This window comes from Inquilinus sp. NPDC058860 (assembly GCF_042743185.1).
Classification (GTDB): Bacteria; Pseudomonadota; Alphaproteobacteria; order DSM-16000; family Inquilinaceae; genus Inquilinus.
Window position 1 is genome coordinate 84,334 of the sequence record NZ_JBHYMS010000009.1, and the last position, 21,456, is coordinate 105,789.

20 protein-coding genes and 1 riboswitch are annotated in these 21,456 nt (G+C 69.8%); of the genes, 8 read left to right on the forward strand and 12 right to left on the reverse strand.

The features are described from left to right. Positions 1-19: 19 nt before the first annotated feature. Both ACFW16_RS08510 and ACFW16_RS08515 read left to right on the forward strand, forming a co-directional pair. The gene (locus ACFW16_RS08510) at positions 20-1,195 is read left to right on the forward strand and encodes an efflux RND transporter periplasmic adaptor subunit (protein WP_380303793.1); all 1,176 of its coding nucleotides are present in this window, start codon (positions 20-22) and stop codon (positions 1,193-1,195) included. 4 nt (positions 1,196-1,199) lie between these two features. Continuing rightward, positions 1,200-4,382, forward strand: a complete 3,183-nt coding sequence (locus tag ACFW16_RS08515) for an efflux RND transporter permease subunit (protein WP_380303795.1) — start codon at positions 1,200-1,202, stop codon at positions 4,380-4,382. A 36-nt stretch (positions 4,383-4,418) separates the two neighbouring features. Here the strand turns inward: ACFW16_RS08515 and ACFW16_RS08520 are convergent, their stop codons facing one another. The 6 genes from ACFW16_RS08520 to ACFW16_RS08545 form a co-directional block, all read right to left on the reverse strand. Continuing rightward, positions 4,419-4,823 (reverse strand): SH3 domain-containing protein, encoded by a 405-nt coding sequence (locus tag ACFW16_RS08520; RefSeq protein WP_380303797.1) that lies wholly within the window; start codon positions 4,821-4,823, stop codon positions 4,419-4,421. A 92-nt stretch (positions 4,824-4,915) separates the two neighbouring features. Continuing rightward, positions 4,916-6,124: an O-succinylhomoserine sulfhydrylase gene (gene metZ, locus ACFW16_RS08525; protein ID WP_380303799.1), complete on the reverse strand. Its 1,209-nt coding sequence runs from the start codon at positions 6,122-6,124 to the stop codon at positions 4,916-4,918. Positions 6,125-6,166: 42 nt separating this feature from the next. Continuing rightward, a riboswitch (SAM riboswitch) is annotated at positions 6,167-6,243 on the reverse strand. 70 nt (positions 6,244-6,313) lie between these two features. Beyond that, a complete protein-coding gene (locus ACFW16_RS08530; RefSeq protein WP_380303800.1) occupies positions 6,314-6,790 on the reverse strand; it encodes a GNAT family N-acetyltransferase in 477 nt (158 codons plus the stop codon). Further along, complete coding sequence (locus ACFW16_RS08535; protein WP_380303802.1) at positions 6,787-7,656, reverse strand: ABC transporter permease; 870 nt, start codon at positions 7,654-7,656, stop codon at positions 6,787-6,789. The genes ACFW16_RS08530 and ACFW16_RS08535 overlap by 4 nt, the downstream gene beginning before the upstream one ends. Continuing rightward, entirely contained in the window at positions 7,653-8,603 is a 951-nt protein-coding gene (locus ACFW16_RS08540) for an ABC transporter permease (protein ID WP_380303804.1), read from the reverse strand. Before ACFW16_RS08540 ends, ACFW16_RS08535 begins: the two co-directional genes overlap by 4 nt. 145 nt (positions 8,604-8,748) lie before the next feature. Beyond that, positions 8,749-10,248, reverse strand: coding sequence for an ABC transporter substrate-binding protein (locus ACFW16_RS08545; RefSeq protein ID WP_380303806.1), 1,500 nt, complete (start codon positions 10,246-10,248; stop codon positions 8,749-8,751). Between the two features lie 226 nt (positions 10,249-10,474). Between ACFW16_RS08545 and ACFW16_RS08550 the strand changes: the two genes are divergently transcribed. After that, the gene (locus tag ACFW16_RS08550; RefSeq protein ID WP_380303808.1) at positions 10,475-11,977 is read left to right on the forward strand and encodes a serine hydrolase; all 1,503 of its coding nucleotides are present in this window, start codon (positions 10,475-10,477) and stop codon (positions 11,975-11,977) included. A 13-nt stretch (positions 11,978-11,990) separates the two neighbouring features. Here the strand turns inward: ACFW16_RS08550 and ACFW16_RS08555 are convergent, their stop codons facing one another. Continuing rightward, on the reverse strand, positions 11,991-12,767 hold the full coding sequence (locus ACFW16_RS08555; protein ID WP_380303809.1) for a hypothetical protein: 777 nt from the start codon (positions 12,765-12,767) through the stop codon (positions 11,991-11,993). A gap of 311 nt (positions 12,768-13,078) precedes the next feature. Between ACFW16_RS08555 and ACFW16_RS08560 the strand changes: the two genes are divergently transcribed. Further along, entirely contained in the window at positions 13,079-14,179 is a 1,101-nt protein-coding gene (locus ACFW16_RS08560) for an anhydro-N-acetylmuramic acid kinase (protein ID WP_380303811.1), read from the forward strand. Positions 14,180-14,345: 166 nt separating this feature from the next. Then, the gene (locus ACFW16_RS08565) at positions 14,346-15,359 is read left to right on the forward strand and encodes a serine hydrolase domain-containing protein (RefSeq protein ID WP_380303813.1); all 1,014 of its coding nucleotides are present in this window, start codon (positions 14,346-14,348) and stop codon (positions 15,357-15,359) included. Positions 15,360-15,459: 100 nt separating this feature from the next. Here ACFW16_RS08565 and ACFW16_RS08570 read toward each other — a convergent pair whose 3' ends face one another. After that, the gene (locus ACFW16_RS08570) at positions 15,460-15,780 is read right to left on the reverse strand and encodes a hypothetical protein (protein WP_380303815.1); all 321 of its coding nucleotides are present in this window, start codon (positions 15,778-15,780) and stop codon (positions 15,460-15,462) included. Between the two features lie 158 nt (positions 15,781-15,938). On the opposite strand from ACFW16_RS08570, the gene ACFW16_RS08575 reads away from it, so the two are divergent. Beyond that, complete coding sequence (locus ACFW16_RS08575; RefSeq protein WP_380303817.1) at positions 15,939-16,712, forward strand: SDR family NAD(P)-dependent oxidoreductase; 774 nt, start codon at positions 15,939-15,941, stop codon at positions 16,710-16,712. A 34-nt stretch (positions 16,713-16,746) separates the two neighbouring features. Here the strand turns inward: ACFW16_RS08575 and ACFW16_RS08580 are convergent, their stop codons facing one another. From ACFW16_RS08580 to ACFW16_RS08590, 3 genes are all read right to left on the reverse strand, one after another. Beyond that, positions 16,747-17,673, reverse strand: a complete 927-nt coding sequence (locus ACFW16_RS08580; RefSeq protein ID WP_380303819.1) for an HNH endonuclease — start codon at positions 17,671-17,673, stop codon at positions 16,747-16,749. A gap of 3 nt (positions 17,674-17,676) precedes the next feature. Further along, positions 17,677-18,603, reverse strand: a complete 927-nt coding sequence (locus ACFW16_RS08585) for an HNH endonuclease (RefSeq protein ID WP_380303821.1) — start codon at positions 18,601-18,603, stop codon at positions 17,677-17,679. Positions 18,604-18,666: 63 nt separating this feature from the next. Then, positions 18,667-19,812, reverse strand: a complete 1,146-nt coding sequence (locus ACFW16_RS08590; RefSeq protein ID WP_380303823.1) for a lactonase family protein — start codon at positions 19,810-19,812, stop codon at positions 18,667-18,669. A 61-nt stretch (positions 19,813-19,873) separates the two neighbouring features. Here ACFW16_RS08590 and ACFW16_RS08595 point away from each other — a divergent pair, with 61 nt between their 5' ends. Both ACFW16_RS08595 and ACFW16_RS08600 read left to right on the forward strand, forming a co-directional pair. Continuing rightward, positions 19,874-20,125: a DUF3297 family protein gene (locus ACFW16_RS08595; RefSeq protein WP_380303825.1), complete on the forward strand. Its 252-nt coding sequence runs from the start codon at positions 19,874-19,876 to the stop codon at positions 20,123-20,125. An 83-nt stretch (positions 20,126-20,208) separates the two neighbouring features. Then, complete coding sequence (locus ACFW16_RS08600) at positions 20,209-20,865, forward strand: methyltransferase family protein (protein WP_380303826.1); 657 nt, start codon at positions 20,209-20,211, stop codon at positions 20,863-20,865. Here ACFW16_RS08600 and ACFW16_RS08605 read toward each other — a convergent pair. After that, positions 20,859-21,425 carry an aspartate/glutamate racemase family protein gene (locus ACFW16_RS08605; protein WP_380303828.1) on the reverse strand — a complete coding sequence of 189 codons (567 nt, stop codon included), beginning with the start codon at positions 21,423-21,425 and terminating at the stop codon, positions 20,859-20,861. The two genes, ACFW16_RS08600 and ACFW16_RS08605, sit on opposite strands and share 7 nt — an antisense overlap. Positions 21,426-21,456: the final 31 nt, after the last annotated feature.

Consider the following 21,456-nt stretch of genomic DNA (forward strand, 5'->3'; position numbering starts at 1 on the left):
CGAAGGAGACAGGCCAATCATGTCGGGATCCTGGACAGCCTGGCGGCGCCGTGCGCCGGCCGCCTTCGGCCTCCTCCTTCTCGCCGGCTGCAACGAAGCCTCGGACCAGCAGGCCCAGGCGCCGCAGATGCCGCCCCCGGCCGTCGGCGTCGTCACCGCCGCCAAGCGGCCGGTGGCCGAGGGCGTCACCTTCGTCGGCCGGGTCCAGGCGGTGAACAAGGTCGACCTGGTGGCCCGGGTCGAAGGCTTCCTGCAGCAGCGCAACTACACCGAGGGCCAGGAGGTGAAGGCCGGCGACCCGCTGTTCGTGCTGGAGAAGGACACCTACCAGGCGGCGGTCGACCAGGCCCAGGCCAACCTCGCCAGCGCCCAGGCCACCGCCGACAACGCCAAGCTGCAGACCGACCGGGCCCGCGAGCTGATCAAGAACCAGAACGTCGCCCAGTCCACGCTGGACGACCGGATCGCGGCGGAGAAGTCGGCGGTGGCGTCGGTGCAGCAGTACCAGGCGGCGCTGGAGCAGGCGCAGATCAATCTCGGCTACACCGAGATCAAGGCGCCGTTCGACGGCCGCGTCGGCATCTCCACCTTCAGCGTCGGCGCGCTGGTCGGGCCCTCGAGCGGCGCGCTGGCGACCATCGTCAGCCAGGACCCGATCTACGTCGTGTTCCCGGTCAGCGACCGCTTCATCCTGGACGTGCAGCAGCAGACCGGCGCCGGCAGGGTCGAGCCGCAGGATGTGGTGGTGCGCCTGACCCTGGCCAACGGCTCGCAATATCCGCAGACCGGCAAGATCGACTTCACCGACGTCAAGGTCGACCAGAACACCGACACGCTGACGGTGCGGGCGCAGTTCCCGAACCCGGACCGCACCCTGACCGACGGGCAGTACGCCCGGGTGACGGCGGAGCGGAAGAACCCGGTCGAGGCGCTGGTGATCCCGCAGCGCGCGATCCTGACCGACCAGACCGGCAGCTACGTGCTGGTGGTCGGCGACGGCAACAGGGCGGCGGCCAAGCACATCACCACCGGCGCCAACCAGGGCGCCGACGTGGTGGTGCAGCAGGGGCTGAACGACGGCGACGCGGTCATCGTCGACGGCATCCAGAAGGTGCGCCCCGGGCAGGAGGTGAACCCCGCCCCGGTGGCGCCCGAAGCGACGCCCGGCCAGCCGGCCAAGCCGGCGGGGAACTGACCCGATGCTGTCCTCGATCTTCGTCGATCGCCCGCGCTTCGCGATCGTCATCGCGATCGTCATCACCCTGGCCGGGCTGATCGCGATCCGCAGCATCCCGATCGCCCAGTTCCCCGACATCGTGCCGCCGCAGGTCTCGGTCAGCGGCGCCTATCCCGGCGCCAACGCCGCGACCGTGGAATCGACGGTGGCACAGCCGATCGAGGCCCAGGTCAACGGCGTCGACAACATGCTGTACATGTCGTCGACCAGCGGCAGCGACGGCTCCTACTCCCTGACCGTCAGCTTCGCCGTCGGCACCGACCCGGACATCAACACCGTCAACGTCCAGAACCGCGTGGCGCTGGCCGAGCCGAAGCTGCCGAGCGAGGTGACGGCCCAGGGCCTGACGGTGAAGAAGCAGTCCTCGGCGATCCTGCAGCTCGTCACCCTCTATTCGCCGGACAAGAGCCAGGACACGCTGTTCCTGAACAACTACGCGATCATCAACGTGCTGGATGCGCTGGGCCGCGTACCCGGCGTCGGCCAGGCCTCGCTGTTCGGCAGCGAGAACTACGCGATGCGGATCTGGTACAGCACCGATCAGCTGACCAGCTTCGGCCTGACCCCGAACGACATCGTCACCGCGGTGCAGAGCCAGAACGTGCAGGCCGCGGTCGGCCGCCTGGGCGCCCAGCCGATGCCGGACGACCAGCAGATCCAGGTGACGCTGCAGACGCTGGGCCGGCTGACCGACGTCAAGCAGTTCGAGAACATCATCCTGCGCGCCAACCCGGACGGGTCGGTGGTGCGGCTGAAGGACGTGGCGCGGCTGGAGCTGAACGCCCAGTCCTACGACACCACCGGCCGGCTGAACGGCGCCCCGGCCGCGGTGATCGGCATCTTCCAGTCGCCCGGCTCGAACGCCGTCGCCGCCGCCGCCGGCGTGCGGGCGGAGATGGAGAAGCTGAAGGCGCGCTTCCCGGCCGGGGTCGACTACAAGATCACCTACGACACCACGGTCTTCGTCAGCGAGACCATCAGCGAGGTGATCAAGACCCTGCTCGAGGCCTTCGTGCTGGTCGCGATCGTGGTGTTCGTCTTCCTCGGCAACCTGCGCGCCACGCTGATCCCGATCATCGCCGTGCCGGTGTCGCTGGTCGGCACCTTCGCCGTGCTGCTGGTCTTCGGCTTCTCCGCCAACACCATCTCGATGTTCGCCATGATCCTGGCGATCGGCATCGTCGTCGACGACGCCATCGTCGTGGTCGAGAACGTCGAGCGGGTGATGGCCGAGACCGGGCTGCCGGCCAAGGAGGCGACCAAGCAGGCGATGCGCGAGATCACGGCGCCGATCATCGCCATCACCCTGGTGCTGCTGTCGGTGTTCGTGCCGGTCGGCTTCATTCCCGGCATCACCGGCGCGCTCTATTCGCAGTTCGCCGTCACCGTCTCGGTGGCGATGCTGATCTCGGCGCTGAACGCCCTGACGCTGAGCCCGGCGCTGTGCGGGGTGTTCCTGAAGCAGCACCAGCACGGCCACCGCCCCGGCCTGTACGGACGGATCATGGGCCGCGTCTCCGGCGGCATCGACAAGGTGCGCGACGGCTATGCCTGGGTGGTGGCCCGGCTGGTCCGGGTCGCGCTGCTGTCGATCGCACTGGTCGCCGCTTTCGGCGGGCTGGCCTGGCTGCTCAATTCCGCCACCCCGACCGGCTTCCTGCCCGACGAGGACCAGGGGCTGTTCTTCGTCGAGATGAAGCTGCCGGCGGCGGCCGCCGTCGGCCGCACCACCCAGGTGGTCGAGCAGGTCGAGGGGCTGGTGCGCGACATCCCCGGCGTCGCCGACATCACCGGCGTGGTCGGCCGCAGCTTCATCGACGGGCTGGCCGAGCCGAACGCCGCCTTCCTTGTGGTGGCGCTGAAGCCGTTCGACGAGCGGGTCAGGGAAGGGATCACCGTGTTCGACGTGATCCGCCAGGTGGCGATCCGCACCGCCGGCGTCCGCGACGCGCTGGTCATCCCCCTGAACCTGCCGCCGATCATCGGCCTCGGCACCGCCGGGGGCTTCCAGTATCAGCTCGAGGATTTCGAGGGCAAAAGCCCGAACGAGCTGGCGGCGGTGGCGCAGGGGCTGGTGGTCGCCGCCAACCAGACGCCGGGCCTGACCCAGGTCTTCACCTCCTTCAACGCCAACACGCCGCAGATCTTCCTGAACCTGGACCGCGAGAAGGCGCAGACGCTGGGCGTCGCCGTCAGCAGCATCTTCAATGCGCTGCAGGCGACGCTGGGCGGCTTCTACATCAACGACTTCAACCTGTTCGGCCGCACTTGGCAGGTGATCGCCCAGGGCGAGGCCAACGACCGCCGCACGGTCGACGACATCTACCGGATCTATGTCCGCTCCGCCTCCGGCCAGATGGTGCCGATGCGGTCGCTGGTCGACGCCGAGCAGCAGCTGGGGCCGCTGTTCATCACCCGCTACAACAACTACCGCTCGGTCAGCATCCTCGGCAGCGCCGCGCCGGGGGTCAGCTCGGGCCAGTCGCTGGCGGCGATGACGCAGGCGTCGAACGCCACCCTGCCGCCCGGCTACGGCTTCGAATGGACCGGCACCGCGCTGCAGGAGCTGCAGGCCGCCGGCCAGACCGGCTTCATCCTCGGCCTCGCGGTGCTGTTCGCCTATCTGTTCCTGGTGGCGCTGTACGAGAGCTGGTCGATCCCGGTCGGCGTGCTGCTGTCGGTCACGGTCGGCATCGTCGGCGGCCTGGCGGCGCTGTGGATCGCCGGCCTGTCGAACGACGTCTACGCCCAGATCGGCATCGTCGTGCTGATCGCCCTGGCCAGCAAGAACGGCATCCTGATCGTCGAGTTCGCCAAGGCCAAGCGCGAGGAGGGGTCGTCGATCGCCGACGCCGCGATCGAGGGCGCCCGGCTGCGCTTCCGGCCGGTGATGATGACCAGCTTCGCCTTCATCCTGGGCTTGGTGCCGCTGGTGACGGCGGCGGGCGCGGCCGCGGCCAGCCGGCGCGGCGTCGGCACCTCGGTGTTCGGCGGCATGATCGCGGCCTCGGCGATCGGCATCTTCCTGATCCCGATGCTCTACGTCACCCTGCAGCATGTCCGCGAATGGGTGCACGAGAAGCTGCTGGGCGGCTCGATCGCGCCGAAGCCGCGGGCCGAGGCGCCGGGCACGCCGGCCGAGTGAAACAGGGCGGCTCCTGCGAGAGCCGCCCTTCACTCGCTAATGCACCCAGCGGCCGCGGTCGCGGTACCAGGGCCGGCCGCGGTAGTAGTTGTCCCAGTAGGGGCCGGCGTCGAATCGGATCACCGGCACGCCGATCACCGGGGCGGCCTCGACGATGACCCGGCGGCGGTGCTGGACATCCGCCGCCAGGAAGCGGCCGTCGGTCCAGCCGCGGTCGGGACCGACACCGATGTCGCACCAGGCCCAGCCGTCAATGCAGCCGAAGATCTGCACCGGCACGCCCGGCCGCAGCCGCGCCACCATCGGATAGTCGGCCCCCGGCCCGGCGCGCAGCCGGACCGCCCCGGTGGTGTAGCCCGGCGCGGCATCGGCCGCCGTCGCCGCCAGGGCCGTCATCGCCAGCCCGGCCATCGCGGCCAAAGCGAGCTTCCATCTCATCATGCGAACTCCAGGGACGAGAATCCCCCTTCGTCCGCTTCAACGCGGCCGGGCCGGAATCCGGTCGCCTGATCAGCTGGGCGCGGCGCCTTGCCTCACCCCGCCCGACGGGCGGCGTCGAGGGCGCGGGACAGGTCGCGCTCCAGGTCCTCGATGCCCTCGAGCCCGACCGACAGCCGCACCAGCCCTTCGGTGATGCCCATGGCGGCACGGTCCGCCGCCTCCATCGCCCGGTGGGTGGTGGTGGTCGGGTGGGTGGCGAGCGATTTGGTGTCGCCGAGATTGTTCGAGATGTCGACCAGCCGCAGCGCATCGAGGAAGGCGAAAGCCGCCGCCTTGCTGCCGAGGTCGAAGGCGACCAGCGTGCCGCCGTTCTTCATCTGCCGCTTCGCCAGCGCGTGATGCGGATGGCTTTCCAGCCAGGGGTAGCGCACCGATTTCGCCGCCGGATGCGCCTCGACCAGCTGCGCCAGGCGGTGGGCGCCGGCGACCTGGCGCTCGACGCGCAGGCCGAGCGTCTCCAGCCCCTTCACCAGCACCCAGGCGTTGAAGGGCGACAGCGCCGGGCCGGTGTGCCGGTAATAGGGCAGGAAATCGTCGGTCAGGAACTTCCTGTCGGCCAGCACGGCGCCGCCCAGCACCCGGCCCTGGCCGTCGATGTGCTTGGTGGCGGAGTAGATCACCACGTCGGCGCCGAGTTCGAGCGGCTTCTGGCCCAAGGGCGTGGCGAAGACGTTGTCGATGAACACCTTGGCGCCGGCGGCATGGGCGATCCTGGCCACCGCGGCGACGTCGACCAAGTCGAGCGTCGGATTGGCCGGCGTCTCCAGGAACACCGCCCGGGTGTTCGGCCGCATCGCCGCCTCCCAGGCCGCGAGGTCGGCGCCGTCGACGAAGGTGGTGGTGATGCCGTAGCGCGGCAGGATGGTGCCGAGGATGACGAAGCAGGAGCCGAACAGCGCCCGGCTGGCCACGACATGGTCGCCGCCGCGCAGGTGGCAGAACAGGGCGGTGAACACCGCCGACATGCCGCTGGCGGTGACGTGGCAGCCCTCCGCCCCTTCCAGCAGGGCCAGGCGCTGCTCCAGCACCTCCAAGGTCGGGTTGCCGTAGCGGGAATAGACGAAGCCGGGATCGTCGCCGGTGAAGCGCGCCTCGGCCGCCGCCGCGCTGTCATAGACGAAGCCCGAGGTCAGGAAGATCGCCTCGGAGGTCTCGCCGTACGGCGTTCGTCGGACGCCGCCGCGGACCAGCGCGGTCTCGGGGCCGAATTCGTCTTCGCTGGGGGCTTCGTCTCGATCCATCTCACCGACTCCTCGATCCGACCGGGAGGCGGTGCGTGCGGGACCTGCGCGCATCCGACCTTTTAGCGGAGATTAACGTGGCCGCAAGCCGGTCGGCTCAAATCACCACGGGGCCGCCCGGAAGGACGACGGTCCAAGACTTATCGGCAAAACGGCGATCGGGCAATGCGTTTCAGGCAAGGCTGCCCTTCATCCCTCGGCCAGGGCGTAGAGCACGAAGGGCATCTCGATCCCTTCGTACAGCCGGCGGTAGGAGCGGCAGAGGCGGAAGCCGCGGGATTCGTAGAAGCCGCGGGCCAGCCGGTTATGGGCGAAGCTCTCCAGCGTCCGGCAGCCGCGCTTGACGGCGTCGGCCAGGAGCGCGGTGCCGGCCGACCGGCCCTGCGCCGCCGGGTCGACGAACAGCATGTCGAGATGCGACCCGGTCATCAGCGAGAAGCCGAGCGGCGTGCCCTGTCCGTCAACGGCGATGCGCAGGTCGGGCAGCCGGGCGGCGAAGCGGCGGGCGAAATCCTCCGGCCGCTTGCGGTCCAGGATCGCGGCCGGGAGGATGTGCTCGAAGGCGGCGCGGGTGCTGCGCCAGGCCACCTCGGCCACGGCCGGCACATCCGCCGCCGCCGGCGGCCGCACCGTCACCGCTTCCATCGTCTTCGCATCGCCCATCATCCGGCGCCCCGCAACCTGGGATCGAGCGCGTCCCGCAACCCGTCGCCGAGCAGGTTGAAGCCGAAAGACGCCAACAGGATGGCAAGGCCGGAGAAGATCGAATCCCAGGGCGACAGCAGCAGATAGCCCCGCGCCTCGGCCAGCATGCGGCCGAGCGACGGCACCGGCGGCTGGGTGCCGAGGCCGAGGAAGGACAGCGAGGCCTCGACCAGGATCGCGGTGGAGAGGGCCAGGCTGGCCTGGACCAGGATGACGCTGGCGAGGTTGGGTAGCACGTGGCGCCACAGCACCCGGCCCTCACCCGCCCCGATGGCGCGGGCGCCGAGCACGTATTGGCTGCCGGCGACCACGAGCGCCGGGCCGCGCAGGAGGCGGGCGAAGACCGGGATGTAGACCACGCCGATGGCCAGCGCCGTGGTCGTCGCCCCCGGCCCCAGCACGGCGACGATGCCGATCGCCAGCAGGATGATCGGGAAGGCGAACAGGATGTCCATCAGCCGCATGCCGGCACGGTCGAGCCAGCCGCCGCGCAGGGCCGCGGCCACGCCCAGCGTGCCGCCGACCAGCAGCGCCAGCAGCACCGCGCTGGCCGAGGCGGCGAGCGAGGCGCGGTAGCCGTAGAGGATGCGCGACAGCACGTCCCGGCCGAACTGGTCGGTGCCGAGCCAGGCCGCGGCGCTGGGTCCCTTCATCCGCTGGATGACGTGCTGGGCCAGCGGGTCGTCCGGGGCGATCCAGGGCGCCAGCAGCGCCGCCCCGACCTGCAGCAGCACCAGCGCCCCGCCGATCCAGACCAGCGGGTGCCGGGGCGCGGCGATGCGGCGGCGCGAGGGCGGCGCCAGGGTTTCCGGAAGGGGAGCCGTCATCTGAGGCCGATCCGCGGGTCGAGCGCGGCGTAGAGCATGTCGGTGACGAAGTTCACCAGCACGAATCCGGCGGTGACCAGCAGGATCGCCGCCTGGATCAGCGGATAGTTGCGCTCGGCGATCGCGCCCAGCATCAGCCGGCCGAGGCCGGGCAGGGCGAAGACCTGCTCGACCACGATGGCGCCGCCGAACAGGTAGCCGGCGGAGATGCCGAGCGCGGTGACGAAGGGGATCATGGCGTTGCGGAAGGCGTGATGGAACACCACCGCCCGCTCGCTGACGCCCTTGGCCCGGGCGGTGCGGATGTAGTCCTGCCCCAGCGCGTCGAGCATGGCGGAGCGGACGATGCGCGACAGCGAGGCCAGCACCGGCACGGCCAGCGCGATGGTCGGCAGCAACATGCGCTGCAGGTTGCCGGCCGGGTCGTCGGCCAGCGCCACGAAGCCGATCGCCGGGAAGGCCGGGAAGACGCCGTGGAACAGGTAGATCAGGAGAGCCCCGAGCCAGAAGGACGGCACGGTGACGCCGGCGATGGTGACCACTCGCACCAGGTAGTCGCGCGCGGAGTTGCGGAAATACGCCATCAGGCAGCCGGCCGGCACCGCCAGCGCCACGGAGACGGCGAGCGCCAGCAGCGTGACCTCGATGGTGACGCCGATCCGGGCCGTGATCTCCTCCAGCACCGGCCGACCGGTCCACAGGCTGGTGCCGAGGTCGCCGGTCAGGAGGCCGCCGAGCCAGGCGAAATATTGCGTCACCAGCGGCTGGTCGAGGCCGAGGCGCTGGCGCAGCGCCGCGATCCGGTCCGGCGTCACCTCGCTGTTGGCGCCGAGCATGATCTGCACCGCGTCGCCCGGGATCAGCCGGATCATCAGGAAGGCGACGACCGAGACCCCGAACAGCACCACCAGCAGGTCGAGCAGCCGCCCGGTCAGGAAACGGGCCATGGCGCCTCACCAGGACGATGGCACGAGCCCGCCGCAGCCCCTTTTCTGTCATGCCCGGGCTTGACCCGGGCATCCAGAGGATGTCGACGCTCTCTGGATTGCCGGGTCAAGCCCGGCAATGACAAGAAAGGGCAGACAGGAACCATCACTTCTGCAGCGCCGTCTGCCGCAGCGAGCGGGTGGAGCGGTTGCCGGTGATCTCGTAGCCGGTCACGCCGTCGCGCACCGCGGTGAACAGCTGGCCGAAGGCCAGATGCGCGATCGGCCCGTCGCAGGCCAGGCGCTTCTGCAGGTCGGCGTAGATCGCCTTGCGCTTGGCCGGGTCCAGCGTCACCCGCCCTTCGTCCAGCAGCTTGTCCACCTCGGAATCCGAATACTTGAACACATTGGTCGAGCCGCCGGTGCGGAAGGTGCGGAACAGATAGCCGTCCGGGTCGGCCACGCCGCCATTGATCGAGGCGAAGAGCTGGAAGTTGGAGTTGCGCCAGTCCTGGATGAAGGTGCCCTGCTCCTGCACGTTCAGCGCCACCTCGAAACCGGCGGCGTTGAGCTGGGCCTGCACCACCTGGGCGACGTCGACCACCAGCTGGTTCGAGCCCAGCACCTTCAGCTCCGCCTTGAGCGGCAGGGTCACGCCGGCCTCGGCCAGCAGCGCCTTCGCCTTTTCCGGATCGGCGGTGTAGCAGGGATAGTCCGAGACCGGCAGCGCCCAGTCCTTCAAGGCCGGCGACAGCGGGCCGCCCGGCTGGCCCTTGCCGAAATAGGCGGCCTCGACGACCTGGGACCGGTCGATCGCGGTGTTCAGCGCCTCGCGCACCTTCGGGTTGTCGAAGGGCGGCTTCGACACGTTCATGCCGACCAGCGTGTAGGACAGGTCGGTCGTCTCCAGGAGCGTGACGCCGGGCGTGCCCTGCAGCGTCGCCGCCGTGGCCGGGTCGACATTCGGCAGCAGCTGGTAGGTGCCGCCGGACAGGCCGACCTGGCGGGTCGAGGCCTCGGGCACGATGTTGATCTTGACCGCGTCCAGCTTCGGCAGGCCCTGCTGCCAGTAGCCGTCGACCTTCGCCAGCAGCAGATAGGTGTCGGGCACCCATTCCTTCAGCGTGAACGGGCCGGTGCCGTCGGTCCTGCGCTGCAGGTCGAGGCCGCCGGTCGCCGCCGCGGCCGGCACGATCACGATCTGCGGCAGGTTGGCCAGGAACGGGGCGGAGGGCGTCGACAGCGTCACCGTCACCTGCCGGTCGCCGGTCGGCGTCACCTCCTTCACCATGTCGATGCGGCTGGCATAGGGCGAGCCGGTCTTCGGATCGCGCACCCGGGCGAAGCTGGCGGCGACGTCGGCCGGGGTCACCGGCGACCCGTCATGGAATTTCGCGCCCTGGCGCAGGGTGAAGACATAGGTCAGACCGTCGGGCGAGATGGTCCAGGATTCGGCCAGCTCCGGCGCCACCTTCAGGTCCTTGTCGATCGAGGTCAGGCCCTCATAGACCGCGCCGTTGACCAGCACCGTGGCGAAGGAGGTGGCGACATGCGGGTCGAGCCCGACCGGCGACTGGTCGGTCGCGACCTCCAGCGTCTGCGCCGCCGCCATCGATCCGACGAGGGCCGCCGCTGCCGCCAGCGACGCCCGAATCATCCGTCCCATCTCCAGCCTCCCCCTGTTGATTGGCGCCAGTAATGCGCGTTCGACGGGCGAGGTCAATCGATCGACGCGGACGGGCGTTCCGTTCCGCTTTGACCGCTGCAGGCCAGTTTGTGGTAATGAACTTATACATAGTCGAAATTTTCATGCGCGATTTTCAGGAGGATTCATGATCAGCCGGCGCACACGGGGCGGCAGCGCTCTATCAACAGCCGCGGCGCTTGCCATCTTGGCCCTGGCCATCGGCAGCCCGCTGGCGCGGGCCGCGGATGCGGATGCGCCGATGGACGCGCGGATCCGCGCCTTGGAGCCCGAGCTCGACCCCTATGTCGCGGCCGGGATGAAGGCCTTCGACACGCCGGGCCTGGCCATCGGCATCATCAGCGGCGACCGCCTCGTCTACGCCCGCGGCTTCGGCGTGCGCAGCAAGGCGAAGGGTGGGACGGTCGGGACCCGCACCGTGTTCCAGATCGGGTCGACGACCAAGGCGTTCCTCGCCGCCACCCTGGCGATCGCCGCGGACCGCGGCTCGCTGCGGTGGGACGACCGCATCGTCGACCTCGACCCGGAGTTCCAGCTGAAGGACCCCTGGGTGACGCGCGAGTTCCGGGTCTTCGACCTGCTCGCGCAGCGCTCCGGCCTGCCGCCCTACGCGAATGATTCGCTCGGCATCCTGGGGCTGGACGAGGCGGCGATGATCCGGTCGCTGCGCCATGTCGAGCCGGTGTCGAGCTTCCGCACCACCTTCGCCTACACCAACATCACGCATATGCTGGCCGGCCGCATCGTCGCGCGCGGCGAGGAGGCCGCGGACTGGAACGCGGTGCTGCGCCGGGACCTGCTGGAGCCGCTCGGCATGGCCGAGACGTCGACGACCGCCGAGGCGATCGAGGCCGCGCCGGACCACACCCAGGGCCATCGCTGGACCCCCGACGGCACGGTCGAGGTGCCGTTCACGCCGATCTTCCCCTATGCCTTCGGCGGCGCCGGCGATATGAACTCCACCGTCGAGGACATGGCGCGCTGGCTGCGGCTGCAGCTGCGCGACGGCAGCTTCGACGGCCAAAAGATCATTTCGCCGGAGAACATGGCCGTCACCCGCACCGCGCGGGTGGGGATCACCGACAAGGCCTTCTACGCGATGGGCTGGGTCGGCGTCCCGACCCCGAACGGCCGCATCATCTGGCACAATGGCGGGACGCCCAGCTTCGGCGCCTATGTCGGCTTCGCGCCGGAGAAGGATGTCGGCGTCGTCGTCCTGACCAATGCGGAGAATGTCGGCTTCCCGGACGCCGTCGGCGCCTGGGTGCTGGACCGCCTGCTGGACAATCCGCGGGTCGACCATGTCGCGGCCGCGCTCGATGCCGCAAAGGCCCGCTTCGCCGAATCGGCGAAAAAGTTCGAGAGGCCGGCAAACCCGCAGCCGGCCCTGCCGCTGGCGCCGCTGGCCGGCCGCTATGTCGAGCCGAGCTTCGGCCAGGCCGTGCTGCGCCAGGACGGCGACGGCGCGGTGCTGGAGCTGCAGGACGGCGGCGCGGCGCTGCAGCTGGAGCCGTGGGACGGCAGCGTCTTCACGGTCCGGCAGAAGCCGGTGGGCCGGTTCGCCGCCATCGTCGAGAACAGCGGGCCCAGCCCGAGCGGCTTCGCCCAGTTCCAGATCGACAGGGACGGAACGACGCCCCTGCTGCGCCTGACCATCGAGAACCAGTCCTACATGTTCCGGCGCGAATAGGAACGCCGCCGGCTCAGACGATCGCGGCCAGCCCTCCCGACAGACCCAGCCAGGCCTCGGCCAGGCCCGGGACGCACAGCGCCCAGGCGGCGAGCCGCCCCTTGATCTTCCCGAGGGTCGAGGCCTGGACCGGCTCGAACGTGTCGAGCCAGCGGGCGAAGGCCTTGTGCGGCAGCACGCCGTGGCGATCGGCCAGGGCCCAGAGCCAGGCGGCGTGCACCAGGCGGATGTGGACCGGAACGCGATCGAGGCCGAGCGCCTGCGCGGCGCAGATCCGATGGCGGCCCGCCAGCATCCGGTAGAACGCGCCGTCCGGCCCGGCCGCGACGATGATGTCGCCCTCGGTGCGTTCGCTGCGGGGATCGCGGCCGCGGGCCGGGGCGAAGTCCGGGGTCAGCTGCCGCGGCGTCACGCCGTGGGTCCGGATGCTGTCGAGCAGCGATTCGCAGTAGCGGCGATAGGATTCGATCGCCTCGACGCTGTCGAGCAGCAGCGGCCCGACCTGCATCGGGCGGCCCGCCTCGATCAGGCGCAGCAGCCTGCGATAGCTGGGCGTGTCGGTCGGGGCCCCGCCCCAGACGAGATCGTGGAACCATTGGTGGTGGAAGCTGTCCGCCACCGGCTTCGAGATCTCCGACCAGTCGCCGGCATCGATGAAGCGGTCGCGCAGCCAGACCGGGCGGCCCCGGGCATGGACCTGGGTGGCCAGCGTCCTGGTCACCAGCTTGGTCGGCACCCAGCGCAGCAGGGCGGACCCGTAGAAAATCCGCGCATCGCGAGGAGAGACCAAGGATCTCTCCGGAAGCTCCGGCAGTTTTTTCAGATCCCGCAGCATCCTCCCAGGGAATCTCAAACGAGACTCCAGAATTGTTTGTGGACCCGTTTTTTCTTGAGTCTCAGAGATTTGCTGAAAGAGAGGGATGATGGCGGCGTCGGCGCGCTGATAGGTCAGCATTGCTTCTCTCCCCGATCGCAAGACTGTGTTTGTAATGAAAGTGTCACAGTCTGGCAATAATGGGGCGGGAACGGCTTTCCCGCAGGCCGGCGTCTTCGTCATAATCCCGGTGCCGATTCGACGGCGAAGACGCGAGGAGATCCCCCATGGCCGCAGCCCGGCGCACCGCCATCGGACTGATGAGCGGCACCTCGATGGACGGGGTCGACGTCGCGGTGATCGAGACCGACGGCGAGACCGTGTTCGCCTGCGGCGCCGCCACGACCACGCCCTACACCGACGAGGTCCGGAACGCCCTGCTGGCGGTGGCGCGCGACCCGGCGCGGGCCGAGCACGAGACGCTGGACGAGTTGGCCGCGGCGGTCACCGACCTGAACGCCGCCGCGGTGCGCCGCCTGCTGGACGAGGCGGGGCTGGCGCCGCAAGCGGTCGACGTGGTCGGCATGCACGGCCAGACCGTCCTGCACCGGCCGGAGCGGCGCTTCACCCGGCAGCTCGGCGACGGCGCCCGGCTGGCTGCGGCGCTGGGCATCCCCTGCGTCAACGACTTCCGCTCCGCCGACGTCGCCGCCGGCGGCCAGGGCGCGCCCTTCGCGCCGCTGTACCACGCCGCCCTGGCCAAGGAGCTGCCGCGGCCGCTGGCGGTGCTAAACCTCGGCGGCGTCGGCAACGTCACGGTGATCGAAGACAACACCATCACCGCCTTCGACACCGGCCCGGCCAGCGCCATGATCGACGACTGGGTGCAGCGCCACACCGGCGCCCGCTACGACGAGGACGGCCGCATCGCCGCCAGCGGCACCGTGGCGCGGGACCGGCTGGATGCCCTGCTGGCCAACCCCTATTTCGACGCGCCGCCGCCGAAATCGCTGGACCGCAACGACTTCCCGATGGCGGCGGTGGAGGGGCTGCCGCTGGCCGACGGCGCCGCCACCCTGGCCGCCTTCACCGTCGCCTCGGTGGCCGCGTCGCGCCGGCACTTCGCCGCGGCGCCCGGGCGCTGGCTGGTGACCGGCGGCGGCCGGCACAACTCGACCCTGATGAACGGCCTGCGCCAGGCCCTGGGCGTGCCGGTCGACCCGGTCGAGGCGGTGGGCTGGGACGGCGACGCGCTGGAGGCCCAGGCCTTCGCCTTCCTCGCCGTGCGCTCGCTGGACGGGCTGCCTCTCAGCCTGCCGACCACCACCGGCGTACCCCGGCCGATGACCGGCGGCGTGCTGCACCGCCCGCTGACCCGGGCGGCGTGACGGAGTCCGGCCCGCTCTTTCCTGTCATCGCCCCTGTCATCGCCGGGCTTGACCCGGCGATCCAGGGGCCATTACGGACAGGCCTTGGCAAAAAGCCCCTGGATGCCCGGGTCAAGCCCGGGCATGACAGTAGAGTGTTGAACGACTTCTGCCTGGACTCCGCCGAATGACCCTTGCCGCCGCGGCCGACGCCGCCTTCGCCCTGGTCGATGAAGCGATCGATGCCGGCCGCATCCCTGGCGCCGTGCTGGGGCTGGTCACCCGCGACGGCGACCGCGCCCTCCGCTTCGGCGGCCATGCCGCGCTGGTGCCGGAGCGCGTGGCCCTGGCCGAGGATGCGCTGTTCGACCTGGCCAGCCTGACCAAGGTGATCCTGACCACCACCGAGGTGCTGCGGCTGGTCGAGCAGGGGCGGATCGACCTGTCCGATCCGCTGGCGCTGCACCTGCCGGACCTGCGCCAGTACCAGCCCGAGCACTGGGTGCGGCAGGTCACCGTGCGGCAGCTGCTGTCGCACCGCTCCGGCCTGCCGGCCGTCGAGCCGCTGTACACCTGGGGCAGCGACCCGGAGACGCTGAAGGCGCTGGTGCTGCAGAAGGACTGGGCGGCCGGCGCCGACGGCTATTCCGACGTCAACTACGTGCTGCTGGGCATCCTGGTCGAGCGGCTGCGCGAGCGGCCGCTGCGCGACCTGCTGCCGCCCGGCGACTTCGCCGTCAGCCCCGGCCCTTCCCGCGCCGCGGCCACCGAGCGCTGCACCTGGCGCGGCCGGGTGATGCGCGGCGAGGTGCATGACGAGAACGCCTATGCGCTGGGCGGGCTGGCCGGCCATGCCGGGCTGTTCGCCAGCGCCGCCGCGGTGCTGGATTTCGCCCGGGCCTTCTTGACCGGCGAGGTGCTGCGGCCGGCAACCATCGGCGAGGTGCTGCGCGTCGAGGACCACCCGCACGGCCTGGGCTGGCAGGTGCGGCACGAGGGCTGGTCCGGCGGGTCGCTGTGCTCGCCCGACACGATCGGCCACACCGGCTTCACCGGCACGGCGCTGTGGCTCGACCTGGAGCGCGGCCACGCCTGGACCCTGCTGACCAACCGGGTGCATCCGTCGCGCCATGTCGAGACCGGCATCCAGGCCCTGCGCCGAGGGGTGTCGAACGCGGTGTCGGCAGGCTGGCCGTTCTGAGGTCAGCGCAGGCTCCAGCTCCAGTGGGTCGCGCCCTCGGGCAGCGCCTCCGGCGTCAGCCGGATCGTCTCGGCGATCGCCTCATCGCCGAATCCGGGTTTCAGATCGCCCACCACCAGCGCAGGCGCCGCATCAGGCTGCCGCCGGCCAGGCGTGACAGCAGGTCGGCCCGGCTGCCGCCGAAGGCGCGGGAGACGACCTCCGGCGCGGTGAAGCCGAAGGCCACCGCCTCCATCGCCTCGTCGGCCCGGCCGAGAAGGGCGGCCGCCCCGCCGAGCCCGACCAGGCCGGCGAACATCAGCCAGAAGAACCAGTCGCGCAGGAATTGCGGCGCGCCGTCGTGCCGACCCTTGATCAGGCGCAGCACGTCCGGCAGCGCGCCGCCGAGGCAGCCCAGGGCGAAGATCTCCGCATTGGTCATGGCGCCCTCCGCCCGCGATTGACAAGTGCCGGCAGGGTACCCATCTCAAGGTCAGATGATGATCGTAATATAAAAAGCTGAGATCGTCATCCGCAGGCCGCCGGGGAAGCCGGCGGCCCATCGCAATCGACGCCCGATCGGGGGCGCAGGAGACCGGGATGAGGTTGAAGGACAAGGTCGCGCTGATCACCGGCGGCAATGCCGGCATCGGCCTGGCGACGGCCCGCCTGTTCGTGGCCGAGGGCGCGAAGGTGGCGATCACCGGCCGCAACCGCGAGACGCTGGACGCGGCGGCGCGCGAGCTGGGCGACGCCGCGCTGGCGGTGCAGGCCGACGCCGGCGACGCCGCGGCGATGGAGCGCGCGGCGGCCGAGGTGGCGCGGCGCTTCGGCGGGATCGACATCGTCTTCGCCAATGCCGGCATCGGCGGCGCCACGCCGCTGGGCCAGACCGCGCTGGAGCTGTTCGAGCAGATCATCCGCACCAACCTGACCGGCGTGTTCCTGACCGTGCAGGCGGCGCTGCCGCATCTGAAGGACGGCGCCTCGATCATCCTCAACGGCTCGGTGCACAGCGTCTACGGCGTGCCCGGCTGGTCGGCCTATGCCGCGGCCAAGGGCGGGGTGCGGTCGATGAGCCGGGTGCTGGCGTCGGAGCTGTCGCCGCGCCGGATCCGGGTGAACGTGGTCTCGCCCGGCGCCACCGACACCGACATCTGGGCCGCCGTGGCGCCGACGCCGGAGGCCCGCGCGGCGCTGGGCCAGCAGCTCAGCCGCGGCATCCCGCTCGGCCGCATGGGCCGGCCGGAGGAGGTGGCCAAGGCGGTGCTGTTCCTGGCCTCGGACGAGTCCAGCAACGTGCAGTCGGCCGAGCTCTTCGTCGACGGCGGCGGGACAGGGTCGCCCTATGGGGCGCCGGTGTATCGGGGGTAGATGGGAGCCGACACTGTTGAGGCTTCATGGGTCGTCAGCGACCCATGAAGCGCTCGAATCTCTCCGCCAACCGATCTCGATCTGGATAGTCACGAGGCCTCCCAGGGAGGCGGATGGTCCGGCCGGCTATTTCCTTGAAGCCGTACTCCAGCATCGGGCCGTCATCGATCGACATTAGAGCTTTGCTGACGTGGATCCGAAAATCCGGATCGATCCCGATCAGGTTGGCGTCGAAGGCGGCATGATGGATTTTCGACATCGGCAGACCATTCGGGACGACCGGCTGTCCGAGGTCGATGTGGCCATCGGCGATAATGTGGGCGGCATCAAGCAGCCGCGGTTCCGGCAAGCCGGAGATCGCGCAGCGGTTGTTGTAAGCGGTCAGAACAGCTTCGCGGAATGTCGCTTGATGGAGACGCTGCCGAATCAGCTGGAAGCTGTATCTCCGAGCCGGTGGTTCGCTCACACCCCAGATGACCTTGGATTCTGATGTATCCGAGATGGATGAAAAAGCCAGTTGTACCTTCAGCTCAAAGGGCCGCCATTCGGCAATATAGGTCGGCCAGATTTTCATGTAGCGGGTCGGAGCGACCCCGAGAAAGTAGAGGATCGGGGTCTGTGTCTCCCACGCCTCGCGAAGCCAGCGGTTGTCAGGGGCGGCTGGGTCGGTGCCCATGAAGGCATAGTCGATCAACTCGTCGCCACGTTCGATCTGCTCGTGCACGCGACGTTGATCATCATACCAGATTCGAGCGCCTGTCTTCGGATAGACTGTGCGGATACTGAGAAGAGAGGTCATCTCCGCTGGTTTGAAGATGCCTCGCTGCGGATTGATGAGTGGTATTCGCCGACCTTCAAACTGAAAGCCGGCTCGTAGTTGTTCCGAGGTCAGAACATCGCTGACAGCGATTCGGCCGACATGCTCAACAGCCGCCATGCGGATTTGAGCGTCGCGGCTCATCAGTTAGCCCAGGAAACGGTTTTCACGGTGCCATTCGAGCGCCGTGGGTGAAGGAAGTGCGTCCTTGCTGCGCGGAGGACGAACTGCCTGACCATGAAGCTCGTAGTAATGTTTGCCGTTGTCGAAATCGTCCTTGAGCCGCCGACCTACGACGAAGCGTCCTTCCGAGCTCACTGTGACGTAGCCGAGATCAAACAGACGATGGATATCGGTGCGTAGAAGGAGCCCATTGGATGGTTGGTGCTCTCCCCCGTCGGCATAGGACCGAATATGGGCGGCGTCGAGAATGGGCAGCGTCTTCTCGTTGGTCACGGCGCAGCGCCTTTCATAACCGTCGGTGACGGCAAGTCGGAATGCGCCCTGTCCGAGCCGCGGTGCAATCAGATGCGGGGCGCCGTAACGTGCTGGTGCCTCGTAGAGGTGGCTGTGCAACCTTGGTTCCGCGAGTCGTTCGGTAACTGCTTGCCATAAACCTAGACCTTCAGTCTTGCTGAGATCGAAGCCTTTTCCCGAGACGATGTTCGGCCGCCAGCTTTCGGGTACGGGCATCCAGAGATGCCGAGGCCAAAAGAATGGTTGCGTCAACACGCGACAGCCAATGATTGGATCCTGGCGCGGATCAAGTATGCCGGGATCCTTGCGGTAGTGAGCGATGCGTTTACGCATCTCGGACGGAGAGGCAGCGCCGTTCTTCTGTTCAAAGGCCTGCCAAGCTATGGAAAGCGGTACGTTCGACGCGTGGCTAAACACTCCTCCGCCAACGATAAAGTTGTCCGGCGCATGGAGTTTGAACAGAAATATTTCGCCTGGCTGGAGTGCCCGAAATTGATTGCCGCCGCTCGGCCGCCAGAAATTGACTTCGTCAGGCGGAGATGCCGACAGCGTGTCAAACCAAGTTCTATCTGTAACCGCAATATAGAGCCGAACCATTCATCTACGTTCCACCGCGTCCCACCGCATTGCAAGGGAGATTGAACGGGGATGGGGGCCCGCTCACCCCGGCAGGAACGCCACCATGTTCGGGCTGCCGACCGGCAGGTAGCGGCCGGTGAAGGCGAGCCGGCCGGACTCCGGGTCGACCCGGAACAGGGTGACGTTGTCGCTGCGCCGGTTGCAGGCGAACAGGAACTGCCCGGTCGGGTCCAGCGCCACATGGTTCGGGTAGTCGCCGCGGGTCCATTCCGCGTCCAGCCAGCGCAGCGTGCCGGCGGGCTCGATGGCGAAGATGGCGATGCTGTTGTGCAGCCGGTTGCCGGAATAGAGGAAGCGGCCGTCGCGGCCGACCGCCAGCGCCGAGGCGAAGCTGGAGCCGGCGAAGCCCGGCGGCAGCGAGCCCACCTGCTGCAGCAGCGTGGCGCGGCCGGTCGCCGGGTCCCAGGCATGGACCGCCAGCTGCGACGCCTCCTCATAGGTGGTGTAGAGGATGCGGCCGTTCGGATGGAAGGCGAGGTGCCGCGGCCCGGCGCCGGCGGAGGCGGCCGGGAAGAAGCCGGCCGGGCGCAGCGCACCTTCGTCCAGGGTCCAGACATAGACCCGGTCCTGGCCGAGATCGGTGCTCAGCACGAAGCGGCCGGCGGTCTCGATGATATGGGCGTGCGGGCCGTCATGGCCGCTGATGGCGAAGCTGCCGGGCGGGCCGGCCTCGGCCCGGTCCGCGCCGACCGGCCCCGCCGGGGCCTGCACGTCGGTGGCGGCGCCCAGCGACCCGTCCGCTGCGATCGGCAGCACCGCCAGCCGGCCGTCGCCGTAATTCGCCACCAGCAGGTGCCGCCCGCCGGGATGGACGCTGCCATGCGCCGGGACGGTACCGCCCGAGCCGACGGTGTTCAGCGCCGTCAGCGCGCCGCTGTCCCGGTCGACCCGGTAGGCGGTGACGGCGCCCTGCGCCACGCCGCCGAAGCGGTCGATCTCGTTGACGGCATAGGCGTGCCGCCCGTCCGGGGCGAAGGCCAGCCAGGAGGGGCTGGGGCCGGCGACGCTCGACAGCGCCTCCAGCCGGCCGGTCTCCGCGTCCAGCCGGGCCAGGGTGATGCCCTCGCCGTTGCCGGACGCGCCCGTGTAGCTGCAGACATGGAACAGCATCGCCTCGCCCACCCTGTTGCCGGTGTTCGAGAACGCGATAGCATCCGTGTCGCGCATTGTCAGCGCCGCCGCGCGCGGCTATCACCCGCCATCCGCCGCCTTTGCCGGGAACCCTCCGATGGCCGACACCCCGCCCGACCGCCTGTCGAACAACCCGAACAGCCCGCATTTCGACGAGGCCGCGCTGCGCCGCGGCGTCGGCATCCGCTTCAACGGCGCCGAGCGCACCAATGTCGAGGAGTACTGCGTCAGCGAGGGCTGGGTCCGCCTGTCGATGGGCAAGGCGCTGGACCGCCGCGGCAACCCGCTGACGATGAAGATGAACGGCACGGTGGAGCCGTATTTCCGGGACGACACTCCCGACGCGTGATCCGCGCGGCAGGAACACGGGCCGGCCGTACGGCATTGTCCTGTGGGATCCGTGATCCCGGGAGCCGCCGGATGGATCGACCGATGCCTTCGCCGAAGATGGCGCTGTTCGCGGTGCTCGGCACCCTGGTGTATCTCGGCCTGGCCGTGCTCGGCTGGGGCGGGCTCGCTGCCTTCTTCGCCCATCCGGCCCGCACCGCCCTGGCGGCGATCACCGTGGCGCTGACGGCCGCCAGCCTGTTCAGCGGCGGCAATCTCAGCCCCGGCGAGCGCGAGGATCGCGGCAACCGCTGGGTGCTGGCGGCCTTCGCCGTGCTCGGGCTGCTCGGCGCCTATGTGCCGGCCTGGACCGACCGGACGGAGCTGTGGACGGTCGACGGCGACACCGTGCGCTGGCTCGGCGTCGTCCTCTTCGCCCTCGGCGGCGCGCTGCGGCTGTGGCCGGTCTTCGTGCTCGGCCGCCGGTTCAGCGGGCTGGTGGCGATCCAGCCGGGGCACCGGCTGGTCACGGGCGGCATCTACGGCGTGATCCGCCACCCCAGCTATCTCGGGCTGCTGGCCGGCGCACTGGGCTGGGCGTTGGCCTTCCGCTCCGGCATCGGGGTGGTGCTGGCGCTGCTGAACCTGCTGCCGCTCCTGGTCCGCATCCGGGCCGAGGAACGGCTGCTGGCCGACCAGTTCGGCGCCGAATACGAAGCCTATCGCGGCCGCACCTGGCGGCTGGTTCCCGGCCTCTACTGATCTGCCGCGCCGAGGGCGCGCAGCGCCGCGTCCAGGGCCGCCTGCAGCGGCTCGACCACGGTGACGGCATGGCCGCGCGCCGCCAGCTCCGACCGCAGCCGCGCCGCGGCGTCCGCCTGGCCGGTGCTGCCGACCAGCAGCACGGCCGCGCCGGCCTCGACCGCGGCCAGGGCATGGGCCAGCGGGTCCCCGGCCAGCATCTCAGCATCCAGCCAGGCCTGCCGGCGGCGGCCGGCCAGGCGGCGCATTTCCTCGCCCGGGCCGATCACCGGGATCGCCGCCACCACCGCCCGCGCCTCGGCCAGGCCGACATCGGAGGTGCAGTCGATGATCACCGCGTCGACGCCGTCGCGCTCGGCCTCCGCGATCCGGCGCAGCACGCCCGGGCGGGCGGCCTCGACATCGGCGTCGCTCCGCACCGCCAGGGGGCCGTCCTCGCTTTGGACATGGCTCAACGCCACGCCCGGCCGGGCCAGCCGGGCGAGGTCGTCACGGATCGCCGCCAGCGTCGCCGGCCGCGGATCCGTGGTCGGCGCGACCAGACGGATCTTCAGGACCATGCGGCAGGGTGGGCCGGATCGGGCGGGAAGG

What these genes read in the sequence shown, in the direction of transcription:
- ACFW16_RS08580 (WP_380303819.1), bottom strand. Translation starts at nt 17,673, where the DNA reads ATGAGCCGCGACGCTCAAATCCGCATGGCGGCTGTTGAGCATGTCGGC.
- ACFW16_RS08535 (WP_380303802.1), bottom strand. Translation starts at nt 7,656, where the DNA reads ATGACGGCTCCCCTTCCGGAAACCCTGGCGCCGCCCTCGCGCCGCCGC.
- ACFW16_RS08595 (WP_380303825.1), top strand. Translation starts at nt 19,874, where the DNA reads ATGGCCGACACCCCGCCCGACCGCCTGTCGAACAACCCGAACAGCCCG.
- ACFW16_RS08520 (WP_380303797.1), bottom strand. Translation starts at nt 4,823, where the DNA reads ATGATGAGATGGAAGCTCGCTTTGGCCGCGATGGCCGGGCTGGCGATG.
- ACFW16_RS08600 (WP_380303826.1), top strand. Translation starts at nt 20,209, where the DNA reads ATGCCTTCGCCGAAGATGGCGCTGTTCGCGGTGCTCGGCACCCTGGTG.
- ACFW16_RS08540 (WP_380303804.1), bottom strand. Translation starts at nt 8,603, where the DNA reads ATGGCCCGTTTCCTGACCGGGCGGCTGCTCGACCTGCTGGTGGTGCTG.
- ACFW16_RS08585 (WP_380303821.1), bottom strand. Translation starts at nt 18,603, where the DNA reads ATGGTTCGGCTCTATATTGCGGTTACAGATAGAACTTGGTTTGACACG.
- ACFW16_RS08570 (WP_380303815.1), bottom strand. Translation starts at nt 15,780, where the DNA reads ATGACCAATGCGGAGATCTTCGCCCTGGGCTGCCTCGGCGGCGCGCTG.
- ACFW16_RS08575 (WP_380303817.1), top strand. Translation starts at nt 15,939, where the DNA reads ATGAGGTTGAAGGACAAGGTCGCGCTGATCACCGGCGGCAATGCCGGC.
- ACFW16_RS08515 (WP_380303795.1), top strand. Translation starts at nt 1,200, where the DNA reads ATGCTGTCCTCGATCTTCGTCGATCGCCCGCGCTTCGCGATCGTCATC.
- ACFW16_RS08590 (WP_380303823.1), bottom strand. Translation starts at nt 19,812, where the DNA reads ATGCGCGACACGGATGCTATCGCGTTCTCGAACACCGGCAACAGGGTG.
- ACFW16_RS08510 (WP_380303793.1), top strand. Translation starts at nt 20, where the DNA reads ATGTCGGGATCCTGGACAGCCTGGCGGCGCCGTGCGCCGGCCGCCTTC.
- ACFW16_RS08545 (WP_380303806.1), bottom strand. Translation starts at nt 10,248, where the DNA reads ATGGGACGGATGATTCGGGCGTCGCTGGCGGCAGCGGCGGCCCTCGTC.
- ACFW16_RS08530 (WP_380303800.1), bottom strand. Translation starts at nt 6,790, where the DNA reads ATGATGGGCGATGCGAAGACGATGGAAGCGGTGACGGTGCGGCCGCCG.
- ACFW16_RS08560 (WP_380303811.1), top strand. Translation starts at nt 13,079, where the DNA reads ATGGCCGCAGCCCGGCGCACCGCCATCGGACTGATGAGCGGCACCTCG.
- metZ (WP_380303799.1), bottom strand. Translation starts at nt 6,124, where the DNA reads ATGGATCGAGACGAAGCCCCCAGCGAAGACGAATTCGGCCCCGAGACC.
- ACFW16_RS08565 (WP_380303813.1), top strand. Translation starts at nt 14,346, where the DNA reads ATGACCCTTGCCGCCGCGGCCGACGCCGCCTTCGCCCTGGTCGATGAA.
- ACFW16_RS08605 (WP_380303828.1), bottom strand. Translation starts at nt 21,425, where the DNA reads ATGGTCCTGAAGATCCGTCTGGTCGCGCCGACCACGGATCCGCGGCCG.